We start from the raw sequence: 7,420 nt of genomic DNA, 5'->3' as shown, positions 1-7,420 counted from the left end.
GTACAAGCGGCGCAACGAAGTGGAGAGACTGTTCCGTCGCTTGAAAGGCTACCGCCGGATTTTCTCGCGCTTCGACAAGCTGGATGTCATGTTCCTTGGATTCCTCAGCTTCGTCCTAGTCGTTGATTGGCTTCGGATGTGTTAACAGGCCGTAGCAAAGGGCCCTTCTAATGCCCGTATGCCTCCGCAATGCTGGACAGCGGTGCGTGTAGACGACTATCAGGCCCCCGAGGCTGAGAGATAGCTTTCGACGTGTACAGCCCATACTTCACGTCGAGTGGCGTCGACCGGCTTGTACGGCTCGTAGGCTTGCAGCTGTACAGGGGCCCGAAAGCTCGAGCGAGTCCGTGCGAAGATATGTCCAGTGTTGCTCACTCCCCAGCAGCTTGGGTATCAAACAATTTAGTGGGTATAAGAGCGGGTATCAATGGACGTTTTCGGGCGGTATCCCGTTTAAAAACAAGAAGATAGGCCTGAAAATGTTGCTGATGCTCGATCCGCCCCCCTGCAGAAAGCGGCCGGGGCGCGCCAGCGCCAGATGGTCGGCGATGAAATCGCGATGCAACAGCATGTCGCCGTCGATCAGGATCACATATTGTGCGCTGGTCGCAGCAATGCCGAGGTTGCGGCAGCGTGCCGCACGAAAGCCAAGATCCTCTTGCCACACGTGCCGCAGCGGCACCGGAAAATCGGCAACCAGCGCGTTCATCAACGCAGCAGTCTCTGCGCCGGATCCATCGTCGACGACAATCACTTCGTCAGGCAGTCGCGACTGCCGTTTCACACTCTCCAAAACCAGACGCAGCGCCTGCGGCCAGTTGTAGGTCAATACGATGAGGGCGCATAAGGGTAGCGAAGCGGACGAGGCAGACATGGAAATAAATTCGGGGAATCAATCGATAAAAATATCATGTAGCAACGCGCACTACGGATCCACCGCATAGCCGCTCAACAGCCGCTCAGGAAGTGGCCATGATCTTCGGCCGACGGCACGCGGGCGAGTTCAAACTATTCATCCTTTTGATCGCATCGGTGGCCATCACGCTGCGCGGCCATAGCGCGTTGATCGCCCCCTTGCGGGCGCCAGCCCAGGGTTACACCAGGCTCGTGCTCATTTTGGCCAGCATGTAGCCGGTATTCACGGCTCCCTGCGCGCGCTTCTCATTGGCCGGTGTGACCTAGGGATGGTCTGATCAACACTACCCAATGACGAGACATGTGACATCGGGCACGGTGAGCTGCGCTCAGACGTTCGAATTCCCATCGTTTTCGGCGCTTTTTCGCTCAATTCCCCGGATCACGGACGCATCTCGGCCCAGACAGGCAGCCTTCATCCACAGGTTCGACAGCGCAAACAGCGTGAGCACCTGTGCCGTGTTCTTCGGCAGGCCGCGACAGCGTACCTTGACGTAACCAAACTGGCGTTTGATCCCATGTTCCGACGGTGCACCCTTTTCCCTCAAATGGAAGGAAGCACTACGAATTCGTCTGCAATCGGTGGGCATCTGCAGCCGAGCGGTTCAAGGCGGATCCGATCCATCGAATTAACCGATAGATTCCATCAAGAAATACGGGCTACCCCTCCTTGTAGCGGCACGCCACCATAATTGGATATTCGATTGTCCAAACTAGGGTGTATGTCAAGAAAGTCTCCCATCAAAGCCGCGATGCCGGGATCAGTCCTGATCGCGGCATCCGCACTGTCGATACGCTCGAATGCGCGTGTCGTCCAAAAAGATCGTCTTTGTCAATCTGCAGCATCCTGCAGAAATCGCCGGTTCCATCGGTGCGGTCTCCAGCGCGGACGGCGTGTCAGCCTCCAAGGTCTGAGTCGCCATCCCGCGGGCGGCCGAGGCTTCGTTCGGCGGTGACGACGATCTCGTCGTCACCGAACGCAGTCTCACGTCCCAACCGACGGATTGAGGCCGTCTGTCTGGGCACGGGAGACCATGCAACTCATGCGCGAGTTGGCCAACGATACGATCAATGGCGGCATTACTTGCAACGCGGCACTTGCCAGACTGACCGACACGCCCGCCACCGTTGCGCAAGGCGAGGAGTAGCGCCGCTCTGCATAGCAAACGAAAGCGATCCAGCGCATTGCCAAACCCAGGACATTTTCGGGCAGGTACTCTTTCTGAGGACGGGCGATGCCGGATTCATTCCCGGGCAGGCGCTGGTCGTCGATGGCGGAAAGTGCCGCATCGAACACGGACAATTTCCGCTCGTCCCACAGACTAAGGAACTGCAAGAAAAATGACCGTCAGTAACTTCGATCTCATCATCGTGGGTGGTGGCTCTGCCGGGGCCGTGCTCGCCAATCGATTAAGCACTGACCCCTCGCGTCGCGTGCTCCTGATCGAGGCAGGCAAGGCCTACTCGCCAAACGCCTATCCAGATCCCGTTCGCCGCCAGGACTTGGTCGGTGGCGATTTAGAGCATGACTGGGGCTTTCAAAGCGAGCCAGGTCTACTCGGCCGCAGGATCCCGCTCAATCGAGGCAAGGTTCTGGGTGGTTCGTCGGCTATCAATGGTGCCGTGACAATGCGGCTGCCCAAATTCGACCATGATCGCTGGGCAAGCGAACATGACCTCGGCGCGTTGAGCTGGGAGGCTACCCAGCCCTTCTATCGATCGCTCGAACGGACGTCCGGGACAGGCGGCGTGGGCGATGCCGGGCCTTTTCCGATCCACCAGCTCGGTGATGAGGAAGTCTCTGATCAGCATCGGGCCTTCATCGCTTCGGCGCTCGCCGCCAGTCATCAGCGCACCGTTGGCTTCACCACTGAACATCCGCTGGGCGTCGGCCCGTATGTGATGAACACGCGGATGGGCGTCCGGCTCAACACTGGCATGACGCTGCTGAGCGATGCGGTGCGCGCCCGCAGCAATCTGACGATCCGCGACGAAATGCTGGTCGATGCCGTCGTGGTATCGCATGGCCGGGCAACAGGCGTTCGGCTGGCAGGTGGCGAGGTGGTCACCGCCGGTGAGGTCATTCTGTCTGGCGGTACCTACGCCAGCCCCGCGATTCTGATGCGCTCCGGAATCGGCCCGGCCGACACGCTACGCCGACTCGACATTCCGGTCGTTGCAGACTTGCCGGTCGGTCGTCGGTTGCAGGACCATCCGCTCGTGCCGACGGTGTGGTCGATCCGCAAAGAAGCGGTCGGACTGCCCTATCCGCCGATCGGCGCAATGCTATGGGCACGGTCACGCCACGCTATCGGCGACGAGGCCGACCTTAATATCAGTACCGCGGCACTCCCTGACGACGGCCAGTCGTCCACCAACGCCATGTTCCTGCTGTTTGCTGCACTCGTGCGCCCCCGTTCGGTCGGCTCGCTGACCATCGCCAGCCGCGATCCGTACGCGGCGCCCGTCATCGACCTCGGCTTCCTCAAGGAGCGCGGCGACAGGGAGTGCCTGGTCGACGGCGTCGAGATGATCCGGGACATCGCACGCCATGCACCTTTCGCCGATATCGTTGGAGGCGAGCTCGCGCCGGGGACCGCCAACAGTGATCGCGCATCTATCGACGCCGCACTGACGGCCAGCGTCACGACCTATCAGCATCCGACCTCCACCGTGCCGATGGGGGGCGCCCGCGATCCTGACGCCGTCGTGGACACCGAAGGCCGCGTGCGCGGCGTTGCCTGTCTGCGCGTCGTTGATGCATCGATCTGGCCGGACGTCCCCTCGGTCGCGACGGCCTTCCCAACCATGATGCTGGCCGAACGCATCGCTGCAAAACTGGTTTAGTTCACCCGCATGTTTCATGCTATTCCGACGTGTACTTTGATTTCAACAACCCGAACTGGAGAAAGTCATGAGCACTCTCACCGCTGTGCAGCTTCTGCAACGCACGCTGGACACCTTCCTCGCCAAAGACATGAAGGGCTGGTCGGAACTCTGCGACGAGAACGTCGTTGTTGAATTCCCTTTCGCACCAGATGCCGCATCCCAGAAGATCGTCGGCCGCGCGGCCATTTACGAATACCTGCGTAACTACCCGAGCGTCATCGACGTCAATACCATTCCAGCGCTGAAGATCCACGCGACGGACGACCCCAACGTGGCCATTGCAGAATGGAGCGCGTCGGGCAAGGTGATCGCCAATGGGAACCCCTACGAAATGAGCTATGCGACCTTCGTGACCTTCCGTGATGGTCTCGTGGTGCACTATCGCGAGTACTGGAATCCGATGGCCTTCATGGCCGCCCTGAACGGTGCGCAGTTCTGACACCGAAGCAGGCCACGTCCATGACGAAAAGATTGCATGAAAAGGTGTGCCTGATCACTGGTACCGGCGGCAGCATCGGGAGGGCGGCGGCGCTTCGCTTCGCTGAAGAAGGCGCACTGGTCGTCGGCTGCGACACCAATGTCGCCGCAGGCCAGGAGACAGTCGAACTGGTAAAGGCATCGGGCGGACGGATGGTGTCGCTTCATCCCGTCGATCTGGGCGTGATGGCGCAGTGCCAGAGGCTGGTCGATTTCACCATCGCCGAACATGTCCGCATCGACGTGCTCTTCAACAACGCGCCATGGCGCAGTTCAACTGGATCGAAGACATCAGCGAAGAAGAGTGGCATCTCAATACCCGTAACGAAGTCGACCCGGTCTTCTTCCTGACGAAATGTGCCTGGCCTCATCTGAAGAAAAGTGGCGGGACGGTCGTCAACACCGCCTCGCTCACCGGCCATCGGGTGTTCCGCACACTCGGCGGCCTGGCCCATGCGACGGCCAAGATGGGCATCGTCGGGATGACCAGGCAACTGGCGATGGAGGGGCGCCACCATGCGATGCGCGTCAATTCGATTTCGCCAGGTGTGATCGAAACCAACCAGACCCACGAGCAGCTGGAAGACAAGGAGTGGGCGGACTACATGCTGGGCAAGTCCCTGTTGGGTCGCCTCGGCAAACCTGTCGAGATTGCCAATGTCGCGCTGTTCCTCTCCTCAGATGAAAGTTCGTTTGTGACTGGAGTCGACATCAAAGTCGACGGTGGCATGGCGGTCTGGTGAATTCGAAATAGACAAGGATAAACAAGTGACTTCAACCACAAATAAGCTGGCGTTGGTCACCGGCGGTGGCCGGGGACTCGGCCGTAGCACCGCGCTCGCGCTCGCGCGGGACGACATCGACGTGGTCATTACGTACCACACGCAAGAGAGCAGCGCCCGTGCCGTGGCAGCTGAAGTTGAGCAATTAGGGAGAAAGGCTGCAGTCATTCGGCTCGACACCGCTGACGTCGCGTCCTTCGCCGTATTCGTCGATGGCCTGCGCGAAATCCTGAAGACGACTTGGTCCCGCGACCATATCGACTTCCTGATCAACAACGCAGGCATCGGCCTGGCTGCGCCGATTGCCGAGAGCAGCGAAGCGATGTTCGACCAGTTGATGGCGGTGCACCTCAAGGGAGTTTTCTTTCTCACGCAAGCCTTGCTGCCCGTGATCAACGATGGCGGCCGCATCGTCAATCTTTCGAGCGGACTTACGCGCTTCTCCCTGCCTGGTTATGCGGCCTACGCGATGATGAAGGGCGGGATCGAAGTTTTCACCCGGTATCTCGCGAAGGAACTCGGGCCGCGTGGCATCTGCGTCAACACGGTGGCACCCGGCGCGATCGAGACAGACTTCGGCGGTGGGGTTGTGCGCGACAACGCCGGACTCAACAAGATGATTGCAGGACAGACCGCGCTCGGTCGCGTGGGTGTGCCAGACGACATCGGCCCAGTGATCGCGAGTTTGCTTTCGGAAGGGAACCGATGGGTGAATGCGCAGCGCATCGAAGCCTCCGGAGGCATGTTCATCTAGCGATGCTAATGCGCTGACTGCGCGCGGCAACTCTGCCGACAAGCCGTATCCGATTTCACAAGCCAATCGGCCAAATTTTTCTTAATCGCAACTGCCCCTGATCGGGCGAAAGGATCATCAAATGACGACCATTCTGCATATCGATTCCAGCATCCTCGGCGCCTATTCGGTGAGCCGCACGCTCACCGCCGACATCGTCGCCCGGCAACTGGCGTTTCACCCCGGCGCGCAGGTGGTGCGGCGCGACCTCGTTGCGGATGCGGCGATGCATCTCTCGGACGCGCACTTGGCGGTCTTCCAGGGCGGCGAAGTCGGCAGCACCGCGCTTGGCCAGGATCTGGCAACCGGCGGTGCCTACATTGATGAGCTCTTCGCTGCAGACATCATCGTGATCGGCGCGCCGATGTACAACTTTTCCATCCCGTCGCAGTTGAAGGGCTGGATCGACCGTGTCTGCGTTGCCGGACGGACCTTCAAGTACGGCACCGACGGCCTCGAAGGACTTGTGACCGGAAAGAAGGTGTTCCTAGCCTCCACCCGCGGTGGCGTCTATTCGGGAAGCAGCCCTACTGCGGACCAGGACTTTCAGGAACCCTATCTGCTGCGTGCGTTGGCATTCATCGGAATGACTGACGTTACGATCGTTCGTGCGGAAGGCTTGGCGCTCGGCGATGAGTCTAAAGCCGCAGCGATTGCCGGTGCCAAAGCACACATCCAAGCGCTGGCGGCCTGAGTTGTGCAAAGTCAGCCCGGCAGGCAGTCGCGACCTCGAAAACTTGAGCGTCACCATCATCGGCGGAACCGGCGGCATCGGGCGTGCCTTCAGTCGGCTCCTTGCGTCGCGCGGTGCCCATGTGCTGGTCGTCGGCCAGACTTTTCGTGATGCCGAGGTGCCGAGGATCCAATTCGTCAAGGCGGACCTCGGCCTGCTGAGTGACGCCAGGCGCATCGCCGCGCTGCTGTCGGCGGAAAGATGCGACCTGCTGATCTTCACGGCAGGGATCTTTGCCGCGCCCCACCGGGAAGAAACTGCCGAGGGCATCGAACGGGACTTGGCCATCAGCTATCTGACCCGGCTGGTGATCCTGCGCGAGGCGGCGCCGCGATTGGGTACGGCGCGGCCTGCAGGCCGCATGAAGCCACGCGTCGTCGTCGTCGCCTACCCCGGCTCCGGCAAGATCGGCGACCCCGACGACTTAAACTCCACCCAATCGTACAGCGCCCTGTCGGCGCACATGAACACCGTCGCCGGTAACGAGGCACTGGTCCTGGACGCAGCAGAACGCTATCCGCACATCAGCGTTTTCGGTTTCAACCCCGGCCTCGTCCAATCGAACATCCGCAGCAACATGCTGGGAGCCGGCAGCCTCAAGTTCCGCCTTGCGGAGTGGGTCATCGGCCTAGGGCCTGTTAACACTAATGGCCCGAGCGATTAAACTATCGTGCATGGAGATCACGCCAGCACAATTTTCTCTAATCGAACACTGCCTGCCGGCGCAGCGCGGCAATGTCAGCATGACCAACCTGCAAGTGGTCAACGCCATCCTTTACGTTGCCGAGCATGGCTGCAAATGGCGCGGCCTACCCAAGCGCTTTGGCAACT

9 protein-coding genes and 3 pseudogenes are annotated in these 7,420 nt (G+C 60.2%); 9 read left to right on the top strand and 3 right to left on the bottom strand.

The genetic code is table 11. The features are described 5' to 3' along the window. Positions 1-145, top strand: a pseudogene (locus ABS769_RS21950) (IS5-like element ISCARN85 family transposase); the annotation flags it as partial. Between the two features lie 279 nt (positions 146-424). Here the strand turns inward: ABS769_RS21950 and ABS769_RS21945 are convergent. Beyond that, the gene (locus ABS769_RS21945; RefSeq protein WP_317063281.1) at positions 425-874 is read right to left on the bottom strand and encodes a glycosyltransferase; all 450 of its coding nucleotides are present in this window, start codon (positions 872-874) and stop codon (positions 425-427) included. Between the two features lie 98 nt (positions 875-972). Between ABS769_RS21945 and ABS769_RS22770 the strand changes: the two genes are divergently transcribed. After that, complete coding sequence (locus tag ABS769_RS22770; protein WP_430544196.1) at positions 973-1,131, top strand: hypothetical protein; 159 nt, start codon at positions 973-975, stop codon at positions 1,129-1,131. 113 nt (positions 1,132-1,244) lie between these two features. Here the strand turns inward: ABS769_RS22770 and ABS769_RS21935 are convergent. Both ABS769_RS21935 and ABS769_RS21930 read right to left on the bottom strand, forming a co-directional pair. Continuing rightward, positions 1,245-1,433: pseudogene (locus tag ABS769_RS21935) on the bottom strand (hypothetical protein); the annotation flags it as partial. A gap of 467 nt (positions 1,434-1,900) precedes the next feature. After that, a complete protein-coding gene (locus ABS769_RS21930; RefSeq protein WP_317063280.1) occupies positions 1,901-2,218 on the bottom strand; it encodes a hypothetical protein in 318 nt (105 codons plus the stop codon). 38 nt (positions 2,219-2,256) lie between these two features. Here ABS769_RS21930 and ABS769_RS21925 point away from each other — a divergent pair, with 38 nt between their 5' ends. The 7 genes and pseudogenes from ABS769_RS21925 to ABS769_RS21895 form a co-directional block, all read left to right on the top strand. After that, on the top strand, positions 2,257-3,762 hold the full coding sequence (locus ABS769_RS21925) for a GMC family oxidoreductase (protein WP_317063279.1): 1,506 nt from the start codon (positions 2,257-2,259) through the stop codon (positions 3,760-3,762). Positions 3,763-3,829: 67 nt separating this feature from the next. Next, positions 3,830-4,243 carry a nuclear transport factor 2 family protein gene (locus tag ABS769_RS21920; RefSeq protein WP_317063278.1) on the top strand — a complete coding sequence of 138 codons (414 nt, stop codon included), beginning with the start codon at positions 3,830-3,832 and terminating at the stop codon, positions 4,241-4,243. A gap of 20 nt (positions 4,244-4,263) precedes the next feature. Beyond that, positions 4,264-5,024: pseudogene (locus tag ABS769_RS21915) on the top strand (SDR family NAD(P)-dependent oxidoreductase). 25 nt (positions 5,025-5,049) lie between these two features. Next, the gene (locus ABS769_RS21910) at positions 5,050-5,817 is read left to right on the top strand and encodes an SDR family NAD(P)-dependent oxidoreductase (RefSeq protein ID WP_317063275.1); all 768 of its coding nucleotides are present in this window, start codon (positions 5,050-5,052) and stop codon (positions 5,815-5,817) included. Between the two features lie 121 nt (positions 5,818-5,938). After that, complete coding sequence (locus ABS769_RS21905) at positions 5,939-6,550, top strand: FMN-dependent NADH-azoreductase (protein WP_317063274.1); 612 nt, start codon at positions 5,939-5,941, stop codon at positions 6,548-6,550. 43 nt (positions 6,551-6,593) lie between these two features. After that, the gene (locus ABS769_RS21900) at positions 6,594-7,253 is read left to right on the top strand and encodes an SDR family NAD(P)-dependent oxidoreductase (protein ID WP_317063273.1); all 660 of its coding nucleotides are present in this window, start codon (positions 6,594-6,596) and stop codon (positions 7,251-7,253) included. A gap of 10 nt (positions 7,254-7,263) precedes the next feature. Continuing rightward, positions 7,264-7,420, top strand: a 157-nt coding sequence (locus ABS769_RS21895; RefSeq protein ID WP_233368074.1) for a transposase, incomplete at its 3' end; no start/stop codon positions are given.

This window comes from Xanthomonas hortorum (genome assembly GCF_040279205.1).
Classification (GTDB): domain Bacteria; phylum Pseudomonadota; class Gammaproteobacteria; order Xanthomonadales; family Xanthomonadaceae; genus Xanthomonas; species Xanthomonas hortorum_F.
The sequence above is the reverse complement of the archived record's forward strand: the minus strand, read 5'-3'. Positions and strand labels throughout refer to the sequence as shown.